The 22611-nt window shown below is 54.3% G+C and carries 21 protein-coding genes and 2 pseudogenes; 10 read left to right on the top strand and 13 right to left on the bottom strand.

Features of this window, described 5'->3' with window-relative positions:
• Window positions 1-559 precede the first annotated feature (559 nt).
• The gene (locus KZ498_RS21140) at window positions 560-2134 is read left to right on the top strand and encodes a GAF domain-containing sensor histidine kinase (RefSeq protein WP_312621406.1); all 1575 of its coding nucleotides are present in this window, start codon (window positions 560-562) and stop codon (window positions 2132-2134) included.
• Between the two features lie 222 nt (window positions 2135-2356).
• Here KZ498_RS21140 and KZ498_RS21135 read toward each other — a convergent pair whose 3' ends face one another.
• The 4 genes and pseudogenes from KZ498_RS21135 to KZ498_RS21120 form a co-directional block, all read right to left on the bottom strand.
• Window positions 2357-4537 (bottom strand): universal stress protein, encoded by a 2181-nt coding sequence (locus tag KZ498_RS21135; RefSeq protein WP_312621404.1) that lies wholly within the window; start codon window positions 4535-4537, stop codon window positions 2357-2359.
• Window positions 4534-4992, bottom strand: coding sequence for an NAD-binding protein (locus KZ498_RS21130; protein ID WP_312621402.1), 459 nt, complete (start codon window positions 4990-4992; stop codon window positions 4534-4536). The genes KZ498_RS21135 and KZ498_RS21130 overlap by 4 nt, the downstream gene beginning before the upstream one ends.
• Before the next feature lie 151 nt (window positions 4993-5143).
• Window positions 5144-5353, bottom strand: a pseudogene (locus tag KZ498_RS21125) (ArsR family transcriptional regulator); the annotation flags it as partial.
• Between the two features lie 702 nt (window positions 5354-6055).
• Window positions 6056-6595, bottom strand: a pseudogene (locus KZ498_RS21120) (hypothetical protein); the annotation flags it as partial.
• 161 nt (window positions 6596-6756) lie between these two features.
• Between KZ498_RS21120 and KZ498_RS21115 the strand changes: the two are divergent.
• Together KZ498_RS21115 and KZ498_RS21110 are read left to right on the top strand one after the other, a co-directional pair.
• Window positions 6757-7038 (top strand): hypothetical protein, encoded by a 282-nt coding sequence (locus KZ498_RS21115; RefSeq protein ID WP_312621400.1) that lies wholly within the window; start codon window positions 6757-6759, stop codon window positions 7036-7038.
• Between the two features lies 1 nt (window position 7039).
• Complete coding sequence (locus KZ498_RS21110) at window positions 7040-7426, top strand: hypothetical protein (RefSeq protein WP_312621398.1); 387 nt, start codon at window positions 7040-7042, stop codon at window positions 7424-7426.
• Window positions 7427-7488: 62 nt separating this feature from the next.
• On the opposite strand, the gene KZ498_RS21105 is transcribed toward KZ498_RS21110, so the two are convergent.
• Window positions 7489-8538 (bottom strand): hypothetical protein, encoded by a 1050-nt coding sequence (locus tag KZ498_RS21105; RefSeq protein ID WP_312621396.1) that lies wholly within the window; start codon window positions 8536-8538, stop codon window positions 7489-7491.
• A 144-nt stretch (window positions 8539-8682) separates the two neighbouring features.
• Between KZ498_RS21105 and KZ498_RS21100 the strand changes: the two genes are divergently transcribed.
• The gene (locus KZ498_RS21100) at window positions 8683-8946 is read left to right on the top strand and encodes a hypothetical protein (RefSeq protein ID WP_312621395.1); all 264 of its coding nucleotides are present in this window, start codon (window positions 8683-8685) and stop codon (window positions 8944-8946) included.
• Between the two features lie 733 nt (window positions 8947-9679).
• Here the strand turns inward: KZ498_RS21100 and KZ498_RS21095 are convergent.
• Window positions 9680-11101 (bottom strand): oligosaccharide flippase family protein, encoded by a 1422-nt coding sequence (locus KZ498_RS21095; RefSeq protein ID WP_312621394.1) that lies wholly within the window; start codon window positions 11099-11101, stop codon window positions 9680-9682.
• Between the two features lie 90 nt (window positions 11102-11191).
• Here KZ498_RS21095 and KZ498_RS21090 point away from each other — a divergent pair, with 90 nt between their 5' ends.
• Window positions 11192-11521, top strand: a complete 330-nt coding sequence (locus KZ498_RS21090) for a hypothetical protein (RefSeq protein ID WP_312621393.1) — start codon at window positions 11192-11194, stop codon at window positions 11519-11521.
• A 2-nt stretch (window positions 11522-11523) separates the two neighbouring features.
• Here KZ498_RS21090 and KZ498_RS21085 read toward each other — a convergent pair whose 3' ends face one another.
• From KZ498_RS21085 to KZ498_RS21075, 3 genes are all read right to left on the bottom strand, one after another.
• Window positions 11524-12828 carry a hypothetical protein gene (locus KZ498_RS21085; protein ID WP_312621392.1) on the bottom strand — a complete coding sequence of 435 codons (1305 nt, stop codon included), beginning with the start codon at window positions 12826-12828 and terminating at the stop codon, window positions 11524-11526.
• A 187-nt stretch (window positions 12829-13015) separates the two neighbouring features.
• Window positions 13016-13417 (bottom strand): hypothetical protein, encoded by a 402-nt coding sequence (locus KZ498_RS21080; RefSeq protein WP_312621391.1) that lies wholly within the window; start codon window positions 13415-13417, stop codon window positions 13016-13018.
• The gene (locus tag KZ498_RS21075; RefSeq protein WP_312621390.1) at window positions 13418-14287 is read right to left on the bottom strand and encodes a ParA family protein; all 870 of its coding nucleotides are present in this window, start codon (window positions 14285-14287) and stop codon (window positions 13418-13420) included.
• A 202-nt stretch (window positions 14288-14489) separates the two neighbouring features.
• On the opposite strand from KZ498_RS21075, the gene KZ498_RS21070 reads away from it, so the two are divergent.
• Window positions 14490-14855 carry a hypothetical protein gene (locus KZ498_RS21070; RefSeq protein ID WP_312621388.1) on the top strand — a complete coding sequence of 122 codons (366 nt, stop codon included), beginning with the start codon at window positions 14490-14492 and terminating at the stop codon, window positions 14853-14855.
• Window positions 14856-15235: 380 nt separating this feature from the next.
• Here the strand turns inward: KZ498_RS21070 and KZ498_RS21065 are convergent, their stop codons facing one another.
• The 3 genes from KZ498_RS21065 to KZ498_RS21055 form a co-directional block, all read right to left on the bottom strand.
• Window positions 15236-16462: an orc1/cdc6 family replication initiation protein gene (locus tag KZ498_RS21065; RefSeq protein ID WP_312621387.1), complete on the bottom strand. Its 1227-nt coding sequence runs from the start codon at window positions 16460-16462 to the stop codon at window positions 15236-15238.
• Between the two features lie 726 nt (window positions 16463-17188).
• Window positions 17189-17695, bottom strand: coding sequence for a twitching motility protein PilT (locus KZ498_RS21060; protein ID WP_312621385.1), 507 nt, complete (start codon window positions 17693-17695; stop codon window positions 17189-17191).
• Window positions 17692-18018 carry a UPF0175 family protein gene (locus tag KZ498_RS21055; RefSeq protein ID WP_312621384.1) on the bottom strand — a complete coding sequence of 109 codons (327 nt, stop codon included), beginning with the start codon at window positions 18016-18018 and terminating at the stop codon, window positions 17692-17694. Before KZ498_RS21055 ends, KZ498_RS21060 begins: the two co-directional genes overlap by 4 nt.
• A gap of 342 nt (window positions 18019-18360) precedes the next feature.
• On the opposite strand from KZ498_RS21055, the gene KZ498_RS21050 reads away from it, so the two are divergent.
• From KZ498_RS21050 to KZ498_RS21035, 4 genes are all read left to right on the top strand, one after another.
• Entirely contained in the window at window positions 18361-18708 is a 348-nt protein-coding gene (locus KZ498_RS21050) for a hypothetical protein (protein WP_312621383.1), read from the top strand.
• Between the two features lie 52 nt (window positions 18709-18760).
• Window positions 18761-19219: a universal stress protein gene (locus KZ498_RS21045; RefSeq protein ID WP_312621382.1), complete on the top strand. Its 459-nt coding sequence runs from the start codon at window positions 18761-18763 to the stop codon at window positions 19217-19219.
• A 479-nt stretch (window positions 19220-19698) separates the two neighbouring features.
• Window positions 19699-20493 carry a sugar phosphate isomerase/epimerase family protein gene (locus KZ498_RS21040; RefSeq protein ID WP_312621380.1) on the top strand — a complete coding sequence of 265 codons (795 nt, stop codon included), beginning with the start codon at window positions 19699-19701 and terminating at the stop codon, window positions 20491-20493.
• A gap of 95 nt (window positions 20494-20588) precedes the next feature.
• Window positions 20589-21392, top strand: a complete 804-nt coding sequence (locus KZ498_RS21035; protein ID WP_312621379.1) for a sugar phosphate isomerase/epimerase family protein — start codon at window positions 20589-20591, stop codon at window positions 21390-21392.
• Between the two features lie 69 nt (window positions 21393-21461).
• Here the strand turns inward: KZ498_RS21035 and KZ498_RS21030 are convergent, their stop codons facing one another.
• A complete protein-coding gene (locus KZ498_RS21030) occupies window positions 21462-22550 on the bottom strand; it encodes a Gfo/Idh/MocA family oxidoreductase (RefSeq protein ID WP_312621377.1) in 1089 nt (362 codons plus the stop codon).
• Window positions 22551-22611 lie beyond the last annotated feature (61 nt).

Below are 22611 nucleotides of genomic sequence, written 5' to 3'. Positions count from 1 at the left end.
GATTGAGACCAATCTTCTTCACTGAGAGAAACTTCTACTACCTATGGATTGGCTCGCTGCGTATAATGGATTTCTCGTCCGTGTTGGGCTGTATCTCGTGATTTTCTGGCCGACGGTCGGCTACTACGTCTATCGAGATACCATGAAGCGGAATTTATCGTCGCCAAAAGTCCGAGGGGTTGCATACGGAGCGTTCGGGATATTCGGGTTGGTGATTTATGTGTCCCAGAAAGCGAGAACCGAGGCTGACTCTGCGTGAGTAAATCCATATTAGTCGGCGCATCCCCTTATTTTAAATAAAATAATACAGGGTAAATTTTTGAATCGGTGTGCTGGTTTACGTAGTGGACAGGGGAGACGGTTGTATCATAGTCCACATTGTCCCCTCTGTCCACTTTGTTTCGTGTTTCCGTGCCTGTGCCCAGCGGCTGAGTCGGTATATCGGCTGAAGCCCTGGCAGTGGGAAGAAATTAATCGAACAAGATCGACCGCACCAGCCAATTTACCCGCCCTATTTGAGACAAACTCTAACTCGAATATTTGGGATTGATTTAATTGGGTGGGCTTATACCTCTCTTCACGTATTATCAGTATGGTTTCCTCTCCGAGTGCTGACCTTCTGACGACCGCTTTGGACGTGTTTCCGGCGGAAGCTGCTGTGTTAGCTGCTGATGGAGAGATTCTCTATACGAACAATCAGTGGCGGGCGTTCGGTCTAGGGAATGGTCTCGTCGGTGCGGACGCGGCTACGATCGGTGACAACTATCTCACGGTGACGACCGCTGCAGACGATGCCTCTGCCCAGGCGGCTGCAGATGGGCTCGAAGCCGTCCTCGTCGGTGAGGAGGAGCAGTTCAGTTTGGAATATCCGTGTCACTCCCCCACTGAACAACGCTGGTTCCTGATGACTGTACAGGGATTCGAGCAGCAGGGTGCTCGCTTCGCCGTGATGGGCCATCTTAATATCACGACGCGCAAACTCGCAGAACTCGAAGTCCACGAGCAGAACGCGTATCTCGAAGGCCTCCACGGAGCTGTCCAAGATATGCTGCAAACCGACTCTCAAGAGGAGGCCGCTGAGCGGGCCATCCTGTATCTCGACCGCATTCTCGATTTCCCGATCGTCGGCCTCTGGCTCTACGATGAGTCTCGCGAAGTTCTTGAGCCCGCGGCAGTTTCCGAACGAAGCGACGCCCTTCTTGAAACGATTCCAACCTATGAGGGGGGTGAAAGCCTTTCGTGGGACGTGTTTACCACGAAGGAAACGCGCGTGTTCGATGACCTGACGAGCGTCCCAGAGCGGCACAATCCTGAGACACCGCTTCGAAGCGAACTTGTTCTCCCGCTGGGGGAATATGGCGTGCTCAACATCGCGGCAACCGAACCGAATGCGTTCGACGAAAGGGATGTCACGTTGGCTGAGATCTGGGCCGGCACCGTGACTCAGGTACTGGCCCGGCTCGACCGTGAAGCACAACTCCGCGAGCGGGAACAGGAGGTGCTCCGGGAGCGCGACCGGCTAGAGGAGTTCGCAAGTTTGGTGTCGCACGATCTTCGGAACCCGCTCAGCGTCGCGACCGGCCATCTTGAATTAGCCCAAGAAGACTGCCAGAGCGACCATCTCGAAATTGCTGTGGAGGCACTGACCCGGATGGAACAGCTTATCGAGGATTTGCTCACGCTCGCCCGCCAAGGCGAGGCTGTCGGCAGCCGTGATGCGATTCATCTTCCATCGCTGGTCGAGGGTTGTTGGGCCACCGTCGAGACAGGTGATGCGACCCTAACCGTGGCGACCGATCGTACAGTGTTGGCCGACGAGAGTCGGTTGAAGCAGGTGTTTGAGAACCTGTTTCGCAACGCCATCGAGCACGGTGGCGGAGATGTACACATCACAGTGGGCGACCTCGTTGATGAGTCGGGCTTTTTTGTTGCGGATGACGGGAGCGGCATCCAGGAGGCCGACCGCGAGACGGTGTTTCAGGCTGGATACTCGTCAACGACCGAGGGGACGGGGTTCGGGTTGAAGATCGTCCAAGACATCGTGGAAGCACACGGCTGGGAGATTCGAGTCACAGACAGCACAGAGATGGGCGCCCGGTTCGAGATTACGAAGATCGGCTTCTTTGATACATAGATTCCCTGTATCGACCGCAACCGGGATAGAATCTGTCACCTGTTGAGGGTTTCAACAGAGCCTGGTGATTGGACCAGGGTGTTCTCGTCAGAACGCCCTTTTCTGCGGTGTCGTCAGAGCGTATATTCAGTATCGTAATCGTGTCTGTTTCGTTACGAAGTAGCTGAGTCATTCGCAGTTGTCTATACCGGTACGGTAGCTCGGGCATGGAAAAAACAGTGGCTAGAAAGTGAGGCGTTCAAACAACCGTCGGATGAACCCCGGCTGACGCGAGTCGTGCGAGTAAATTGTAACAGTCGTACAGCCAGGGTTCGGGAATGTTGGGCGCACGTCGAACAGCGCTCCCCGGAGGCTGTCGTCGACCCCGCGACGTACCAACAGGTCGGGCTGAGAGGGCTGCCCACCATCAGTTCTGAGCGATTCCGAGTGGACCGGCACCGAGAGCATCTTCGACAGCTCCGCCTGATACTCAGATACAGTCTCGCGTTGTGTATCGGCCTTTTTGTCGCTAACAGGGTACCAGAGCGAAATTGCACCGTCGTTAGCCGCCGCGATAGCCTCGGCAACGTTCACAGCGAGAGGTGGGTACGGACCACGTTCACCCGAGAGAACGACGTGTTCCGGTTCGTCGTATCCGAGGTTATCAACGAGCAACACGTCACAGGATGCGTGTCTAACGACCCAGTCGATTGGGTCCCCGACCAGTCGAGACCGAAGCCGGAGCGGTTCGTGTTCGGCCACAATAGTGTCGACACCACGGCGTTTGGCGAAGTTGACGATGGCGTGTTTCGTGTCGTGGCTGACGATTTCATCAGCCTCAATATCGATGTCGAGGTCATCCGCCAGCGCCTCAGTCCGCCTCTCAAAGGAGATATCCGACGAAGACTGGGCCGTCACATCGTCGGTTAGCGGGGCTTGGTCGGGTACCTCCTGAAACCTGACGGCGACGACACGGCCGTCGTCAGGCCTGACAAGGTCGGCCGCCAGCTCGATAAGAGCCCGTTCGCGCGCACTGCCATCGTTTTTTGTCAGGGCGACAAGCACCTCATTGCGGTTCTCGTCAATGGTGGATTCGACCTCGGTGAGTGACTCTCGACCAACCTGTCGGCGGATAGCATCGGTCGCCGCACCCTCTCGGTCGACCCGAGAGCGGACATAGAACAAATACCAAGCGATACTGCTAACGATGATGACGAGGGCACCGACGAGCGCGACTGTTCCCATCTGGGTCAACAGCAGCAGGCCGGTCACCCCGCCGAATATTTGTATCCACGGGTACAGCGGGGAGGTGAATTCCGGTTCGTACTCGACGCTCCCCTCGCGGAAGGCGATAACAGCGACGTTGATGAGAGCGAACACCATAATCTGGAACGCACTCGCAAGCTTTGCGATATCGAGGATTGGGACGAAGGCGATGAGCACGAGCAACACTGCGCCGGTGAGCGTAATGGAGTTCAACGGCGTGCCGAACCGCTCGCTAACGTCCGAGAGCGACGGCGGGGCAAGCTGGTCACGGCTCATCGCAAAGGGATAGCGTGACGAGGAGAGGATGCCCGCATTGGCCGTCGAAATGAGCGCGAGGATGGCCGCGATGATGACCGCAATGACACCGGCCTGTCCCATCGTAACCTCAGCGGCAACAGCGACCGGAGTCAGCGAACCGGCGACGCTTCCGGGGTCAGTCACACCGACCAGCACCGCGACAATTGCGACGTACAGTATCGTCGTGAAGGCAAGCGACCCAAGTATCCCTAGTGGGATGTTCCGGCCAGGGTCCTCCACTTCCTCGGCGACGCTAGCGACCTTGGTGACGCCCGCGTAGGAGACAAACACCAGTCCGGTGGCCGCAAGTAGGCCGCCGAGACCGTCGGCAAAGAAGTTCGCGTAGTTGGCCGATTGGACGCTGGGGGCACTGCCAGCGGCGAACCAGCCAAGCGCCGCCAGCATCACAACCACGATGGCAACCTGTAGCCGCCCCGTCTGTTTGGCACCGACGATGTTGATGAGGATAAGGACAACCGCAAGCCCCAGCGCGACCGGTTTCAGGGGAAGGTCGAAAAGCAAGAGAAGGTACGGGACCCCGCCAACCAAGGCGAGTGCGCCCTTGAACGACAACGAAAACCATGTCCCGACGCCCGCGACAGTTCCAAGTAGGGGACCCATCCCACGTTCTATGTAAATGTAGGTCCCTCCGGCTTCAGGCATCGCAGTCGCCATCTCCGATTTCGAGAGGGCAGCTGGAACGACGAGCAGGCCGGCCAGCGCGTACGCCATAATAACGGCGGGACCGGCGATACCCAGCGCCAACGCCGGAAGAATGAAGATTCCACTACCGATCATTGCACCAATACTAATCGCCAAAACGGAGGGAAGTCCGAGATCTCGTTCGAGGTCTTTTGTCATGAATGGGACGGTAGTTCCGGCAGGATCTGTTCGAGGGTGTTATTCAGTTCCGTTGAGAGATAAGTCGGCACGCAGACGATGCTATTTGCTAGGTGTTCGAAGGCTTCGCGTCGCTCTGGATCATTGAGTAGAATGACAATTGTATCGATTTCGGACTGTTTGCGAAGGAGTTGTGTCACCAGTAGCGTCTGCTGGTCACGCTGGAGCGCAACCACCGCGACGATCGCGTCGGTGACAGAATCAAGCGTCTCGGCCGCGGTCACGTTGCCGACTGTCGTCCGAACGCTGTCCGGAGTCCGTGCAGCGACTCGATCGCTATCAGTGACAAGGTGGGCCCCTTCGGCGTCGGTATCTGATGCAAGTAGCGCTGCGACATAGCTATCGCTGACGACGAGTAACGACGTTTCTGCGGACAAGCGGACGGTTGTGTCATCCGAGTGAGTTCGAATTGTCATTATGACTGAGAGCGGTATCGGGCCAACAAGATGCCGCCCGGAACGCTCGGTTCTCACTCGCCCATATATGCCGACAACTGATAAGATTGTAGGTTTGATTTCTGATTCAGAAATATTGGGCCATCTATTTCGTATTATCAGAAATATACTGTTAACTATTATCGACAATCGCTTTGGCTCCGAACTGATGGAATGATCGTGTGTATTCATTGCGGATGATATCCTCGTCAACGACCTTGAGACCGATATCATTGAGATCGCGACCAATTCGGCTGAGGTCGTTCCCGTCGATGCCAACGACCTCAATATGGACATTCTCATCGCCAGTCATCACTTCCCGAATGGCTACAACGCCATAGACGATCGCCGTAGTTGATGTCCGAGCGAGGCGTCCCAGTGTCGTCGATAGGCTCGCTTACTTGGACCCCTCCTGTTTGGTGAGCGTCAACGCTGTCGACTGGATATTTGAGTGGCTTTCTAGCGCAAGGCCAGAGTCTTTACAACACTCACCAGTACGCCAATGTGGGAACGCAACAGCACGCGTGCAGTACGGTTCAGAACTCAGAACGCGGCAAACCGCGTTCCCAGCAACCCCGGAGTGCGGTAACTGTTCCGTGAAGGTGAAACGCGAGCACGGTTCCCGCACTTCGGCCATACAGTCCCCCAATTTCGCAAGTCAGCCAGTCCTGATTACTTATTCAGCACCCCCATCCGTCGCGGCGTGGCCGAACGGGCAGAAAGATTATATTTAAATCAGCCGTGCTATTTGATATGGAACCTATCGGCTTTCTTATTATTGGTGTCGCCGGTGCATTGATTGTTGGTGTGATTTGGCTTTTGGGCCAGTGGTAGCGATCGTCACATTCATGCGAAACCACCCAACGTGAGCGGCGGTACAACATCCGACAGCGCATTGAGCACATCGCCCAGGACATAAAGAGACTCAACGGCGCCTGTAAGGAGAACTTGCTTGCGAAGTTCCACAACGAGACCGACAGCCCGGGCGATGTCGAAGCGCGATTGCAGCGGCTGGAACAGGAAGTGCTTGGGGACGACGAGTAGTCTACTCGCTGTCGAAAGCCTCGGATAGTTTCTCTCGCATGAACTCCCGCCGGAGTTCTCGCTTTCGCTCGTCGGTCAGGTAGTCCTCGAACACCACCTTCGCACTCGCACTGCCCTGTTCGTTCGCGATATCCTGAACGTGTCCCAGCAAGTCCTGCGTCGTCTGTGAGTAGGCATCATACCAGAACCGGCGGCCCATGTGTGGCTTCCGGGCAACGCCGTCGATCTCCTCGGGAACCCCGGCCGTGTCGGCGAGGTCATGGAACCACCCGGCCATTGTCGTGCAGTCGACGTGGCCGGTTTTCGAGCGCTGCGAGGGGAACAGGTAGCCATCAACGCGGGAGACGTGCCGGCGGGCCACGTCCTCGCCGAAGACGATGGCGACGGTCCCGGGGCCGTTCTTTCGCTCGTCGAACCGGATGTACGGTTCGTCGACGTCGAGATGGAGTTGGTCCTGGTGTAGCACCGCGACTTCGCCGGCCCGCAGACCCCAACCCGCGAGGGCAACGACCAGCATCTGGTCGCGGCTGGCGACGGCGGCGGTTCTCGTTCGAGACGTACGTCCACGCGTGTCCCATCGAGGATGCCAACGGCCGGACAATCCACGTTGCGAGTGTCAACGGTCGCCGGCTCGCTCTTCGCGACGCGGGCGAACTGGTCGCCGATATCGAGACCGTGCTGGAGGCCCGGCAGGATTACGAGATGCCGCCGACAACCCTGTCGGAGTACTACTACGGCGACATCTCCAGGGGTTTCGTCGACATCGAGGCCACGAAGTCCCGCGTGCGAGGGGACTGCAAGACCCGGATACAGGACAACATGAGTCGTGAGGGCGAACTCCCGAAGCGGGAACTCGTCGAGACGCTGGTGTACGACAGTCAGTTCCGCTACCCCGAGCCCGTCGTCGAAGAGAAGCTCGCCGAGCTCATCAGTCGGGATATTCGGGAGCACAAGGACGGCCGGCTGGAGTGGCAGCGGTTCTGAGATGGCTGAATTAGTGCTTGTAGTGTTCGGCGTCGGCGCTGTTGCTGGGTACGCTGCCCGTGACATCCAGACCCGCGGCGACGGCCGCGACGAGATCGAGTCGTACCTCAACGAGCGCGAAACTGAGTTGCGCGAGCGCTACCAGACCACCGAGATGGACTACGTCGAGTTCGGCGAGCGCATCGCCGTCCTCGAGGACCCAGACACCGAGCGCATCATGCGCGACGCCGTCGCGGTGGACCGAATCGGGCCGGCGACAGCGTTTCGGCTCGCGCAGTGGTTCGACGGCTGGGAGGACTATCGGGACGCTGACCAGGACGCGTACGAGCCCGTGAACGGGCATCGGCCCGAACAAGGGCCGGGCACTCGCAGCACGACACTGAGCTAACCAACAGTCGGGGCAATTCGGGCGTTGGTGTTGGTTAGCGCATATTGGCAGAAGGTATATTATTACAGTCGTCGATTAACGTAATCACTAAAATATGGGCCTTCCGCATCAATAGGCTCGTATTGATTATTAGGGAAGACTCGATTTCTAATCTCATCAGAGTTACCTCCAGCCGCAATAGTGACAGTCACATCAGAATCAATAGTTGATTCTAGCAAATCCACCAGAAGCATGTCATCATCAGCGATACTGGTTCCGATAACAACCAGTTCCTCAATATCCTCAAGCAATTGTTCTGCCGCTTTCCAATTTTCAGAGTAAATTATATTTTTCCGATAATCCTTCGCTGACCCGAGTGGTGGCATGAGTGCAGGTTCGTGCAAACTGTCAAAATTTAGAGCCAGGTCTTCATAATCAATCTCGTGAAGTTGTTCGAAGTTCAAAGGGATGTTTCGTCGAAGCTCAGTATTAGAAACGATATGTCTCACTCTATTCAAAAAGTCACCTTCGTTGCCTGTATTATAACCAGCACCAAAATCATTAAGTAAATTAATAGTTCCATGTAATTTCGCGATAGGTATGCCATTTTGATGCTGGTCGGATGGGTAGTGGTATTGTTGGCCAGTGTAGCAGATTGATTTCTCTAACATTACATCGTAATTCAAAGATATCACTCCAAATCTGGTGTCATAGTTATGTAATGCTAAATCCGTGTAGTAGCTTCCCTGTGGTGAGAAGATATTTGAATATCGTCGAAATAGTTCATAAAAATAATAAAATGAAGACCCTATTGCACGGCTGGCATCTAAGTCGGTTGTAGCTGAGTCAGCGTCACTTGAGGGTATAGTTTTTTGATAAATTTCATTAAAGAATTCTTCCTCATCAAAACAAAGTTGGTCCGCTTCGATAGCGTCCGGATCTTCAGGGATATCCAGTTCCTCCAAAATATACTCTAATAAGAACTCGAATTGGGATTCCCTCAGCAACCCATTTGAGTACCCATCAACAAATAGCCCACAGCGCATCGGCGGTGCTTCTTCACTAGATAAGTCTGGACTGTGTCCATGGCTTGCACCAGCTCCTATAAGATAGCATTTTGAAATCCTATCCATAGTAATCGTATATTCTTGTTAGGTGTTAATGATTTATCTGAATAGGGATTCCACAAGGGTTGGTAGTGTGGTATTTTTGTCCGGTGCTTTCACTTTCAGCCCGGTAGGCTGGTGTATACCCTCTAGGCGACACAGCATTCAGCTATGCACGCATCAGCCGAGGGGCTTGCGGGCCCGCCAGCCAGCGACGAGGGCACGATCGTCAACGTCGACGCCACCCGAACCAATCGGAGATATCTGGACGGGGACACAAAGGCCTGCGAGGCGTGTGGCGAACCAGTGGCCGTCGATACGGAGCACGTCGGAGCCTGGGTGCGGGTAGATGACGAACTGGGGAATCTGTTCTACCGGCCCGTTTTCTGCGACGAAGAGTGTTGGGCGGCGTGGGCGACTAGCAGTCGAGAATGAACGCGAGATGGAAGCTTGAGGCTAATCGGTGTTGTGGGAAGCCAGTATGTTAGAAAAGCGCTCTTCTCGTTCGAAAGTCGGTGGTAGAATCCCGACTATCTACGTACGAGTACTCCGTGTTGAATGTCGAAGCCTCGCTGTCGGCTCAAACGTAAGCCAATATGGCGAGAGTAGTCTGCTGTAGGAAGTTGATTGTGTTCGGCCGCATAACCACGGATTTCATCAGCGAACTCTTTTACCACATAACCGTCAGTTTCCCCCGATAGCTCTTCGAAAACCTCCTTCAGCGACTCTTTCTTTTTGTGGTTTGGGTCATCGCATTCCCGCACGACGAGGTCGAACTGTTTTCGGCTTTTTGTGTCCATCTATTGGTTTCGGTCGATGGCAATTTGCGGACGATGCAGGTCGCCATACGGCTCAAACAGACTTCAACGCCAGCCAACCAGAGTGAAAGTAAAACTGAAAATACAGACCCGGTTTTCGCTAATCTCCGTCAGTGTCGGTATCTCGATGGGTTTCCATCCGTGATACGAGCATCTGCATCCGTCGCTTGCTTTCGGGACCCCCACAAAAACCAGTCATGTTTCCGTGAGTTCAGAGAAATCGCTCTGATGTGTGTCGTCTATAACATCAAACGCGCTGTGAAACAGTGAATTCCACTGCCTTATGGCGATTCAACACAGCCGTTTAAGAGGAATAGTTCCAATCGGGCTATCGAGTCTCATATTATAATCTACATGCTAGAAGAATAAAAGTCCTCAGTGACACCCCTTGCGAGATCTCTGAATTCCGGACTCATTGTGAGTAGGACGAGGAAATAGACTACACCACCAATACCAATGAGAATCCCTGTCTCCATCCACCCTGTGACGACTGTAGATTGATCCCATGCATATGTGATGATAAGCATAATGAATCCAGCACCCACCTGTTCGAAGAATTGTCGTGTAACAAGATTCTTAATGCCAACTCTGGGATGGAGGAAATTGACACAAAGAACAAATCTCGTCATGATTGCGGCAACAATTCCAAGAGCAACTCCAACACCCCCGATAGCTATTCCCATCCCGAAGCATCCAACGAGCAAGACCATAGAAGATGCAAGATTGATACGGAAAACAACACTGGGACAATCTAAACTCCCAATGATAGATGTCATTGGTGATGCAAGCGATTTCACAACACGACTGAAAGCAAGAACGACCAAGAACAGATACGCTCCGGTGAATTCGTCTCCGAATATCACAGCTATAATGTGATCTCCAATCGCTAAACTACCGAAGAAGAGCGGGATTGATAAGATGGCAGTGAATGACATATTCTCTCTGATTGCCTTCTTGACCTCATGTCCACCGGAATGAAGATTGCTCACTTTCGTCTCAAGGGATCCCTGTATCACTGATGTGATGAGAAGTGCGGGAGCAACAAGTCGTGCTGCAACTCCATAGAGTCCGACTGTTGATGAAACGAACAGAAGTCCTATTATCATCTGATCAGTAGAATCATTCAATCGACCCACAATCCCACTCGGGATACTGTATCGAGCATATTCCCAAATCAATCTCAATGTCTCGCGACTCGGGATTGATGGATAAATCCCTAAGACAAACAATCCTATCACAAGAAAGACAACAATCCCAATCGTGTTTCCTATCACAAGACCAGTTGTACCAAGACCAATTAGAGCGAACTGAACAACTGCCCTGAACGCCGTCCTCGAAGTCTGTAACCACTTTGCCTTCCCCACTTCACTGATTCCGATGATCATTCTTGTGATAGATGTCGCAATCACAAAGGGAGCGAAGAGAATAGCAACCAGTTGAGGGACTCGTGGATCCCAATTCCCATTCAATGCAGACATTCCAACAAAGATAAGAATCGAGAAGGTGATAGATATCGGAATGAGGATGATTCCGAGAGCTCCGAGTATCTCGTCTCTGTTTGCATCCTGTTCAGATATTCGTTTCTTCAGTGCGGCAATGATCCCATTGATCCCACCATCGAGAGTCGCGACTATCGAGAGAACGAAGAAGTAGACTCCGATCTCTGCTGATCCCAGATGCCGGCTGAATGCCACCACCACAATGAATCCCAAAACCATCTGGACAACATTCGCGAATGATCCTGATGCAACCCGTGACCGTTGACTAGCCATTTACGTATTTCTAAATACGGTTCTCTGAACTAAATAATATATTCCATAATCAAAACAAAGTCTATTCAGGCACTGTCTAGTTGAGCGAGTTTGAGAAGCGAGGAGGTCATCTGGTATCTGAAGGAGACATCTGAAGATGTCCGAAAGCGTATCCTCACACAGGGAAAAAAGGAAAACTTGAGTAATGCATCTGAAAAATTAGTCTCGAACACTAACCACCGTATTGAGGTTCGTAGAAATGCAGAATGTCATGACCGGCTAATATTTGTTGACGATCAGTGCTACGCTATAGGTGATTCACTCCCAGCGGCTGGGTCAAAACCGATGTACGCCGTCAAGTTCGATGCTACTGAAAGGTTTTGTCAACCTTGGGAGCAAATGTGGGAACAATCTCAAGAATTCGAAGTTTTTGAAGATTGATTCTAAATTATATCGCTGTCAAACGCCGCGCTCAGTTTCTCTCGCATGAACTCTCGCCGGAGTTCTCGCTTTCGCTCGTCAGTCAGATAGTCTTCGAACACTACTTTCGCACTCGCGCTCCCCTGTTCGTCGGCGATATCCTGCACGTGTTTCAGCAGGTCCTCGGTCGTCTGTGAGTAGGCGTCGTACCAGAAGCGCCGGCCCATGTGAGGCTTCCGGGCAACCCCGTCAATCTCCTCGGGGACGCCAGCCTTGTCGGCGAGGTCGTGGAACCAGCCCGCGATGGTCGTGCCGTCGACGTGGCCGGTTTTGGAGCGCTCCGAGGTGAACAGGTAGCCATCAACGCGGGACACGTGCCGGCGGGCCACGTCCTCGCCGAAGACGATTGCGACGGTCCCCGGGCCATTTTTTCGTTCGTCGAACTGGATGTGTGGGTCGTCGGCATCGAGGTGCAGCTGGTCCTGGTGCAGCGCCGCGACTTCGCCCGCCCGGAGGCCCCAGCCCGCCAGTGCGACGACGAGCATCCGGTCGCGGCTCGTGATAGCGGCGTCGAACATCGCCCGGACGTGCTCGGTCTTCAAAGCGACGGGGTCCGTGTCCGACGAGCGAGTCCACGAGAACCAGTCCTCAGCGCCGTTCGTGGGATTGACAGTGGCCACACGCCGATCTTCGAGCCAGCCGTACCACGTACGGATTGCATCGTGCACGCGTGCGATGGTGGACTCAGCGTATTCATCGGCCATGTAAGAGAAGGTATCCCGGCAGCGGTCGACGGCTTCGGTTTCCGAGATGTTGCTGTCGGCGTCCACGGGAGACAGAAGATCGTCGGTCCCGTGTCGCTCCCGATAGGAGCGAGCGTAGCGTGCGAGTCGGTACCGGATGGTCTCACGGGTGCTATCGGTCCAGTCGTTCGCTGCGGATTGCTTTGCGTCGAGGTACTTTTGGAAGGACTCCCGAGTCTCGTCGTGGTTGATGTCCCAGTTGTACCCGCTGTGTTCAGTGGTGTATTCGAGGGTTTCCGACCAGAACTCGCCGAACGTCGTGTCGTGGTACTCTTTCAGCGCGTACGTGAGCCCGCGGAAGCCGTTGTTCGAGAGCCACTCGTAGGATGGTCGGTCGGTCTCGGGGTCGAAGTCGTCGCGACGGAGCGCCGGGACGACGACGGCTTCGTAGGCGTCGGCGAGTTGGGGCTCAGTGAGTAGTGTCCAGGGGACGTCGTCGGTGGAGTGCCACGGTTTTGTCCGTTCGACTTCCGGGGAGGCGTCGTGCGCTCCCAGTTCTGGGTCTGAATCAGCCGATTTCGGCATACTGAGGGAAACACACTAAATCATAATAGTTCTGTTGGGACAGGAGACGTAGTCCAGACTTATGGCTCTACGGTGGTTTGGCAAATATTGCTTTAAAGTTCATATCGCTATATAGAATCCGCATAGACCCTTTCTGACAGGAACCGGTTATAGGGAGAGTCAGACAGTCGAAAACTGGCGGTTCGATTTATTTCAGATGCTCGTAGCCCCAACTCTCCAGTATTTCAGCCACAGCATCTGGGTTCTCTGCCGCGAGTTCGACGAAGGCCTCACGCAGATCAGTTACCGAGACATCCTTCGACCGCATGTCGAGTTCATCGGCTACGTCAGCTCTGATTTGATCTTCCAGTTCGGCGTATTCGTCGCGAAGAAATGCAACGTGTTCGTTATCCCTGTCCTCTTTGACTGTCTGTCGGCGAATCACGTACGGGATTTCGTTTGTACTCATGCTGTCGGAGGTGTCGCGTTCGGGTTCAGAATGCGATTCGACTTTCGTTTCGGGTTCTTGATCCGACACTGGATCGCTTTCCTCGTCGGTCGAATCGTCGGCGAACGGATCCTCACCAGGCCCCTCTTTCATCCCCGCCATTTAGGCCACCTCCTCGATAGCGCCGGGTTCTGGTGGGTTCGGGGCTTCAATCTCGGCTTGCACTTCGAGATAGCGAGCGAGCCGGTCGTACTGAGCTAGCGTGTCGAGCTCGTAGTCACGGCGGCGGTTGCGGTGGTCGCGGACGTAGGTGAACGCCGAACACTGCTGTGCCCACGAGCCTTCCATCAGTGACGTTCGGTCACCGAACGTCTCCGGCGTCGAGTAGGGTATCTCGCTGAGGATGCGCTCTTGATCGTTCGTGCCCTTGACACCGACCGGAACGGCAGCCAGCACGCCTACATCTATTTCGATAGTCTCTTCCAGTCCAGCGACGAGTTGTTCCAGACCCTCGACGGCGGCTTGGCCCTTCGCGCTCGGTTCGACCGGGATAACCAGTGATCGCGTGGCGTTGATGGCGTTGTGCAGATGTGGGCCTTCCGTGGCCGGCGGGTCACAAATCAGGACATCGTACTCGTCACGGACGCCGGCATCAGCGAGTGTGCTAAGTAGCGCGGCGTGGATATTAAACGCATCCCCGACAGCGGCGGCCTGGTCCTGTTCGCGGCGGAGCCAATCACCGAGATCGGCGAGTTGATTGTGCTCGGGGATGATGTCAACGCCGTGTTCCGCGGTGACGATGAGGTCCTCAAAGTCTCCCTTCGGCCGGTTTATCATATGCCGGGCGAGATGGTCGATGTCTTTCGAGCGGTCCTCGTCGACACCAAACAGACGCGATAGGTTGCCTTCTTGTGGGTCTAACGGGACGACCAGCGGTTTGAGACCGGCGCGAGCATGCGAGACGGCCAGATTTGCGGCCGTCGTCGTCTTGCCGACGCCCCCAGCCTCGCTGTAGGTGCTGTACGAGAGCATACCCAACTATTGTAGCCACTGGTTCAAATAACCTATTGATTTAATCAGTTGTTTCAATCAATCGGTTCAACCGACTGGTTTAATCATTCTATTCAACCCACCAGACAAACCAACAGAAACAGTGGGGTGTGAACACTCGAAACAGGGTGTGGCCAAGCTAACCAACACAAACGCTATTGTGCCCGGTCGTGTTGGTTAGCGTGTGAGCGACAAGGAGTACGTCCACCAAGCTCTGTCCGCGCTGCAGCACATCGACGTCAAGGCGCTGGACCAAGACGGTGGCGACGCCCACGAGGAGGCGGTCACCGCCGTCGACGAACTGGCCGCGATGCTGGAGAGCGATGGCGGGGTCGAGGACCAGGACAGCGTGGACACGCCCGAGGAATGGGCCGACGACGCGGATGACTGGGACGAGAAGGTAGCCGACGCCTACGAACAGGCCGAAATACCGCGCTCGAAGGGCACGGTGACAGTGAAGAATATCGACGACCGCGAGTATTACTACCTCCAGTGGCGTGAGGGTAAGCAGGTGAAGAGTCAGTATGTTGGGCCGGTCAAGCCGGCGTAGTTTTACTCCGGGAACAGTGGTGTCGGTACGGTTCAAACAATCGTTGTGGGTCTAAGTTGTCATGGAGTTCAGGAATTGTGACTTCCAGTGCTGCTTCAATCCCACAAGGGTTCGTCTGAAACTCCGTCAACGACGTTGCCATTGCGCGGCGGTGTAGACGACGAGGCCCTTCATTGTGGCAAGAGTCGGTTCTGGAGCGCACACACCACTGTTATATGTAAAAAGCCTACCACCGGACACACCACTCTTTCAAGTGAAGGACTCACTGTAACCACACCACGCTTGCAAGTGAAACGGCGTCCGTCAGACACACCACTCTTTCAAGTGAAGCGCGTTGCCCCGCCCGCTACATACCTTCACTTGAAAGGGTGGAGTCCCTTTCATCCAACGTTGTTCATAGCGGCAATGTCACGGATTGTATCGATCTCCGTTGTGAGGTGAAGGACATCAGACATCGCCTCAACAGCACTGGTGAACGGAACATCGAGTTCGTAATCGTAGTAGTTCCCTCGGGAACCGCTCCGATTTTCATGCGCTGAGAGGATACCTAACATCCGAAGGTCTGACAGATGGTTATGAAGCGACCGCTGCCCCAGCGCATCGGTTTCGGACGACTCACAGAGTGATCGATACTCCTCGTAGAGGTCACGGGTCCGACAGGGCGTTTCCTCTTTGGCTGCTTTCGAAATGACTGTTAAAAGTGCAAGGCGGCCATGCGTCGTCAACTCGCGCATCCCCTCTTCCACCCGTTCTTGTTCGAGTTGTGAGCGAGCATCCTCGATATGCTCTTCTTTGATCATTTCAGCCTCCAGGTTTTCCGCGATTTCACCACCTAACCGAAGAAGATCAAGGGCCTGCCGGGCACTGCCACTGTCTCTTGCAGCGAGAGCGGCACACAACTGTAACACACCGGTATCGATTGACCCATCCGTGACAGCGACTTCGACACGTGATTCGAGAATGTTTTTCAGCTCTGTCGCATCGTATGGCGGGAACTGGAGTTCCCGCTCACAGAGTGTGTCCTGAACCCGCGGGTCAAGCTGGTCGCGAAATTTGAAATCGTTGCTGATGCCAATAACACCGACCTTTGCCGAGTCGAGATTCCCATTGGCCCTGGCTCGGGGAAGCTCATAGAGCAGCTCATCTCGGTCGCCAATTGAATCGACTTCATCAAGTACGATGAGAATGGTTCCTCCGATGGCCTCAAGCTCCTGATAGAGCTTTTTAAACACGGTTTGCTGTGGATACCCGGTCGTACTGATTTCGCCACCGGATGGACGGAGTTCATTGACGAGTTCCACAGCCACCTGATACGAGGAGTTGAGCGTCTTGCAGTTGAGCGAAATAATGGAGAGATCGATATCATCGTACGCAGCGACGTCGTCCTGGAGTCTGTCAAGAAGATACTCGGTAACGGCTGTTTTCCCGACGCCAGTATTCCCGTAGAGAAAAATATTGTTTGGCTCCCACCCATCGATGACCGGCTGGAGAGCGTTCATATAGTCCTCAATCTCTTCATCTCGTTCCTCAATCCGTTCCGGTTGGTAGGACTCCCCCAGGGCGTCTTTGTTCCGGAAAATATTCTGTTTCCGCTCGAACCGACGCATAGCCAATCTTCACAAGAGGAGTATATAAAACCACCTCTGCATCTGTTTCAAGTGAAGACACCCACACACACCACTGTTTCGAGTGAAGAACTAGAGTAGAGTATTTGTTAGAGCAACAGTCCACTATTTCATCTAAAGCTCTGACACTAGTCTAATGGCAAAATTCCTGGTTTTGGTGGTAGCGGCCTTGTTACTCCTATATTTTGCCGATGCGTGATAGTTAGATGACTGCTGGAGTTCCACCGGAGTCTTCACCCTTCACCAGCTTCACGTGAAAAAGTGGTGTGTCTCTCCCCGGATTTCCGTGGCTTCACCCCGACACAGACTTCAGACTAACCAACAGTTCCCCCCTCGGCGGCGATTTGTTGGTTAGTAATTCTGTTCTATTAGTCAGTGAACGACTTGCCCAGTTCGAGACAGATTGCGATGGTCTTGCGCTGCACGCTACCGAGACCGCTATCGGAGTCGTTGTTGAGTTCGCCGCGCATAGATTCGATATCGCCAACGACGCGATCGCCGTCGATATACCTGAGGAGTAGGCTGACGACGCAGACAGTGGAATGAGAAGATTGAGGGAACCGACGAGCAGGCCGAGATTCCGCGCTCGAAGGGCTCGCTGACAGTGACAATTATCGACGATTGGGAGAATTACTACCGCAACTCGAACCCAGCCACCGCCCAGATCTGCACTAAGCGTGATCGGGATATCAGTTGTTCATGCTGACGCTATTCGTCGAGGAACACATCGAGATCCCGAGCGGGTGAGTGAAACCCAGCCTCGTCGATCCAACGTTTAAGATACGTGTCTGCGGTCGTTGCTGTAATTCGATCATCCTCAACAGAACGGACAAGCAACCCAATCGAGCCAGTTAGTTCGATACCCCGGTGATTCGCAGTCGCACGTGCATCACCATCATCCGTGATCACTGTTCCAGCAACGTCGTCTGCAACTGCCAGTGCTTGAGCCTCACCTGGGTCAAGCGTTTCCAAGAGAGACTGCTCGATTTGGTGTGCCTCCGCTGATGGCTCAACGACAGGAATATCTTCTTCAAGCGCAGTTAACGCGTGTTCGAGATAGCGATGTGTTTCAAACCCTTCGGTGAGTTCCATCTGGACAGCAGGAACCGTGACGAGTCGAGGCAGGTACGCTATGAGTTCGATATGATCCACCTGCGCGAAGTTCGATAGAACAGTTGTATTGAGAACGGTCGCGTTAGCAGGCGCACCTGTCATTCGAGATTCCGAGCCACGTCTATTTCATCGCGTGCGGCGTCCATGTCCTCCGGTCCAAATCGAAGTTCAACACCCTCCTCGCGAAGGATGTCTCGCATCTCGAAGCGGTTAAACCCAGCAAGCCGAGCAGCAGTCCCGAGCGTAATTCGCTCCTCTTCATACAATGAGACAGCAGCCGCAACCCGTGCATTCTCGTGTTCTTCGAAGTATTCACGGAGTACATGGCGGATTGCGTCGCTCTTATTTTCGAAGATGCCCGCTTTGACCGCCCCCTCCATGAGGTTCGTTAGATCATCCGGAATGGTGGCAGTGGTTCGAGACATGGCTTACTAGCTTCTAACTCTGCATACATTATATGAATTGCGGCGGAGTGCCAGTAGCCTATCATCGCGAGTACGAGACCCATGCGACATCAGTTTGTTGATTGCTTTTAGAATTTTGACTTTGGAACCATAAGTATGATATATATCTTTAAAAAAGAGAATATGATTTAATATATGTCTATTTTGGTATGATTTGGGCAAATTATAAATCTAAAATCCAAATATAAATTAGATTGATGATGAGTGACTATCCTTGAATCGCATGTGGTTGGCAGTATTGTATGGCCGACAGTTTAGTCAGGTCCGAGAATTAAAGCCCTGACAATGCGACATCGTTGTTGTATGGTAGTTGGCATATTACCCGTCCCGTTAGCGGATGAACCGCTCTCAGATGCACTTGCGTACCTCGACAATCTCGGAGTCAACGCGGTTGAATTCGGCTGTGGTGGCTACCCCGGCAAAGATTATATCAATCGAACGTCCCTGTTGGATGATTCCGACGCGCAGGCAAATCTGTGCGCGACGCTCGAAGCGTATGATATGGCTGTCAGAGCGCTGGCGACCCACAACAATCCGCTACATCCCGGTGAAGAGCGCGCCGAGCGAGGCGATTGTGAACTTCGTGAAGCATTCGCCTTCCCGATCACTCGACGTGAGCACTATCACATGTTTTTCAGGATTGCCCGCTAGCGGTCCCGAAGACAAGCATAACAATTATTATGATCGTATCTAAATTTTGTGTATGTCGAAATCGTTAGATAATGTCCTGCTCGCGGTTGGGGAGAACGACAGAGACCACGTTGAGCGACTCCTTGACGCAGTTATCGCAGTCGCCAAGCCTGCAGACGCGACTGTGTACCTGTTACACGTGTTCACGAACAATGAGTACGATCAATTGATGGACGACTTGGACTTAGACCGGACCTCTGGAGCGATCCAACCGGATGAACTGGCTTCCCGACACAACAGTGTCAAAACACCGGCTGAAAAGCTATCTGATCTGGAGATAAATTACGAGATTCGCGGCGTCGTCGGGAACCCCGACACCGAAGTTGTCCGTATTGCAGATGAACTCAATATCGACCAGTTGTTCATCGGCGGCGCGAGCCGGACACCGACTGGTAAAGCGGTGTTTGGCGACCATGCACAACAGATTCTCCTGAATGCGAATTGCCCAGTGACTTACATCCAGCGGGAGTAAAGCGACGGACCCGGTCCATTCTCCGTTTGGTTGCGAGCTATTAGTTCGACTGGAATCTTCTGAGTGCGCTCTGGTTACAATACCCACTGAGGAATTACAGCACGCCATTCGTGTCTTCCGAACACACAGTTCTCTAATATATGTGATAATGTATATTTAAGGTAGATTGATAACAGACGTACCACTGTTATTCTTGGAGCAGAACTCGTTCGGACATTACGAACGGAAAAGTACAATCTTGGAGCAATGCTCTACAAGAGCAGGCTTGAGTCTATTGGCAAGGCGTATGTCGTTAGAAGTCAGGTATCTAGTTCGCGAGGGCCGAACAGTGAGAATCAAAGGCGTAGTAGCGACCAGAGATCTACCATGTAGATGGCCGTATGATTGACGCCGTAGATAGTAGCTGCTATCGGCGGTCCCCAATTTATATATCGGCCTAGAGTGTGGTGACTTGTATGGGAGTCGGATACACGACTATCATGTACGGCGAGGAATCGTTACTGGATGGAATTGCTGACATCGGTGCGTGTCGGTATGACGGCGTGGAGACGAGTTTAGGAGAAATCGATGCTGTGGGGGCAGATTCGTTTAAGCAACAGTTGTCTGCTTACGATCTCGACCTCTACTGTGCGATGGGTGAATGGCTCGAAACGCAGGAGGCGGCAGACCGTATCGCTGCCGGGGCGGAAACAGCCGCCGACTTGGGGGCACCGTATCTGGGTATTCTTCCACCCCACCGAGGGACAACCGATGACGCCGAGTTTGAGCGGTGGCTGGGTGAGATCTGCGACGCCGCGGTCGACGCCGACATCACACCGGTCCTCCATCACCACGGTGGGACCCGCGTCGAACAGCTTGACGAAATCGAAGAGTGGCTCGACCGCGCTCCGGATTCTCTGGGACTGCTCTGGGATACGGCCCACCACTATCCGTACGACAAGGGCGATCCAGAGGGTAACCTATCCGACGGCATCCGACGATTCGCTGACGACATCGAATACGTTCACCTGAAAGATGTCGCGCCTGGTGCTGGTTTCGATGAACACGTCGCCGCGCTGTCGAAGGGGAAGTTTCGACTCGATACTGTTTTCCTCTACTACAACGCCTTCACCGACCTCGGCGAAGGTGTCATCGACTTCGCCGCCGCCCATGATACACTTGCAGAGATCGGCTACGATGGACACATCACAATCGAGATAGAGAACCAAACAAAAGACCCGATTGCACACGCTAAGGCGAATCTGGACTATTGGTGGCAGATTACCGGCCAGTAGTCGGTTCGACTGAATTGCTTGGGTACTTCTATCGTGCGGGAATCCCAGATCTGTGTATAAAACGTTTTGTCCCTGGCTGTGTGACATGTAGCCGTATGGGAATCGGATACGCGACCATCATGTATGACTCGGAGGCTGTCGTCTCCGAGGGGATAGGCGATTTCGCAGCGTGTCGGTACGACGGTGTCGAAATCGGACTGGGAAAGGCCGAAGCCATCGGTGAGACGAAGCTGCGGAAACTTCTAGACAAGTACGACCTCGAGCTCTACTGTGTTATGGCCGGGTGGCTCAATACGGAAGAAGATCTGCAAGCCGCCATCGACGGCGCGGAACTGGCCGGCTCGCTGGGGGCGGACTTCCTCGGGATCTTGCCTCCGCCTCGAGGTGTCGTCGATGACGATACGTTCGCTGACTGGCTCAACCAAATCGGAGCCGCCGCGAAGGACGCCGGCGTCACACCAATCGTGCACCATCACTTCGGCGCACACATCGAACAGCCCGAGGAAATCCGCCGCTGGCTGGATGAGGGACCGGACAACGTAGAACTGCTGTTCGACACGGCCCACTACTACGCCTACGGCGATATCACCGAGGGGATCGAACGGTTCGCAGACGATATCGCCTACGTCCATCTCAAGGATATCGACCCCCCGGCGGAGTTCGAGACCCACGTCGAGAACCTCACCGCTGGCAAGAAAGACTACGACAGCATTGTCAACTACATCTGGGCGTTTACGGACCTCGGCAAGGGCGTTATCGATTTCGGTGCGGTGTTCGAAACCCTGGACGAAGTCGGGTACGACGGCCATCGGACCATCGAAATCGAGAACCAGAAGGACCATCCGCTGGTCCACGCCAAAGAAAACATAGACCACTTACGGTCGGTTACTGACCGCTGAGCGGCGTCAGAGCCCTTCCAAAGCCGACCACTTGTACTGAAGAAGACGACCGTCCCAGTCGGTGAACCGCTACGTCCGTGGGTCGCCGACCAGTTCATGCCCTTGGAACTCACGGAACAGGTCGGCGATGAGTTCCACGTCACGCTGTGCGTCGGTCGGTGTGGTCCGCGGAGTAGCGTTCCCCTCGACACACTCCTTGAAGTACTCGAGTTCGCGCTTGAACGCCTCGTCGGCCGAGGGCGTGTGAATTGTCTCCTCGGTTTCCTCGGTCCCCTGTTTAACACGAACATCGGCCGGGGTGTTCTTGATGAACGCGTTCGAAAATCCGATGGAGACGGACCGGTCCGGGGCGTCGACCTGAATCCGCTCGTCATACCACATCCGGTCGGTGGCACCCGATTCCAGCATGCAGCGGAGGTCGCCCTCGTACCGGAGCTGTGCCGTCAGATACTTCCAGTCGCTGAATACGTCGACATGATCGATACCTGTGACGGAACCGAATACGCCGCGGAGCGCGTTCACGTCGTGGCAGATGCTCTCCAGGTGGTAGCCGTAGGCGCGAGTGAGGGTCTCGTCATCGGTCCCGATAGCCGCCTCGCACTGACGCTGGCGGGCCGCCATGCTTTCCTCGATGAACGCATCGTCGAGGTCAGCTTGGACGAGGTCGTAAGTGTCCTCGAGGACCGAACCGACATCTGGGGGAATGACGACGCTGGTGGCGAGATCGATCTGATCGATGTCCTCGACCAGCTCAGCGAACCGCTGGAAACCGGGGTCGTATCTCTTCATATACCCGACCATGCAGTCGACATCAGCGGCGTCAGCGGCTTCGACAACGCACTCTGCGTCTTCGGGTGTGACGGCTATGGGCTTCTCGACGAACGTGTGTAGCCCCGCTTCAAGCGCCGAGATAGCGAGGTCGGCGTGGGTTTGCATCGGTGTCGCGATAACCACGCCATCGAGGTGGTTCTGTTCCTTCTCGATGAGCGTCTCGCTGTCCTGGTAGCGGTGGGGAACGTTGTATCGGTCGCCCAGCGTTTCGGTGGTGTTCGCTCCTGGGTCGGCCAACGCCTCGATTTCGATGTCCGGAATCTCGGCCAGATACGGCAGATGCATTATCTGGGCGATACTCCCGGCTCCGATCATTCCGACTTTCATGACATACGAGAATGAGAGAGACATTCACAAATAGGTTTCCCTCGGGAGGGCTATTTCGGCT

The organism is Haloarcula sp. 1CSR25-25 (genome assembly GCF_032027985.1).
Classification (GTDB): domain Archaea; phylum Halobacteriota; class Halobacteria; order Halobacteriales; family Haloarculaceae; genus Haloarcula.
Note: the sequence above shows the minus strand (reverse complement) of the source record. Positions and strands in the feature narration are given on the sequence as shown.